6 tRNA genes are annotated in these 689 nt (G+C 53.4%); all 6 read left to right on the top strand.

From position 1 onward, the window contains the following. The first annotated feature begins 83 nt into the window (after positions 1-83). The 6 genes from AC1DS7_RS28855 to AC1DS7_RS28830 all read left to right on the top strand — a co-directional run bounded on the left by AC1DS7_RS28855 (position 84) and on the right by AC1DS7_RS28830 (position 686). A tRNA-Leu gene (locus AC1DS7_RS28855) sits at positions 84-172 on the top strand. A gap of 3 nt (positions 173-175) precedes the next feature. After that, positions 176-249 (top strand) — tRNA-Arg (locus AC1DS7_RS28850). A 10-nt stretch (positions 250-259) separates the two neighbouring features. After that, positions 260-333, top strand: a tRNA-Pro gene (locus AC1DS7_RS28845). Positions 334-348: 15 nt separating this feature from the next. Beyond that, positions 349-421 (top strand) — tRNA-Ala (locus AC1DS7_RS28840). Positions 422-439: 18 nt separating this feature from the next. Continuing rightward, positions 440-532 (top strand) — tRNA-Ser (locus tag AC1DS7_RS28835). 61 nt (positions 533-593) lie between these two features. Then, positions 594-686 (top strand) — tRNA-Ser (locus AC1DS7_RS28830). The last annotated feature ends 3 nt before the right edge of the window (positions 687-689 follow it).

Below are 689 nucleotides of genomic sequence, written 5' to 3'. Positions count from 1 at the left end.
AGTTCAGTGGTAGAATACAACCTTGCCAAGGTTGGGGTCGCGGGTTCGAATCCCGTCTTCCGCTCCAATTTTCAGTATGACATGCCGGGGTGGCGGAACAGGCAGACGCACAGGACTTAAAATCCTGCGGTGGGTGACCACCGTGCGGGTTCGACCCCCGCCCTCGGCACCATATGCGCCCGTAGCTCAATTGGATAGAGCGTTTGACTACGGATCAAGAGGTTAGGGGTTCGACTCCTCTCGGGCGCGCTTTTATTAACGGGAAGTGGCTCAGCTTGGTAGAGCACCTGGTTTGGGACCAGGGGGTCGCAGGTTCAAATCCTGTCTTCCCGATTTTCCCAAAAACATGGGGCCTTAGCTCAGCTGGGAGAGCGCCTGCCTTGCACGCAGGAGGTCAGCGGTTCGATCCCGCTAGGCTCCACTTTATTTTTTATATGTCGGAGGTATACCCAAGTTCGGCTGAAGGGATCGGTCTTGAAAACCGACAGGCGGCGAGAGTCGCGCGGGGGTTCGAATCCCTCTACCTCCTCCATTTTTTTAAAAAGTGGTTTAGTTACATATAAAAATGAATAAGATATTAATTTTTCCTTCATGGAGGTATACCCAAGTTCGGCTGAAGGGATCGGTCTTGAAAACCGACAGGCGGCGAGAGTCGCGCGGGGGTTCGAATCCCTCTACCTCCTCCATTT

This window comes from Bacillus sp. P4_E1 (assembly GCF_056401715.1).
This window is presented reverse-complemented; position numbering and strand designations above follow the sequence as displayed.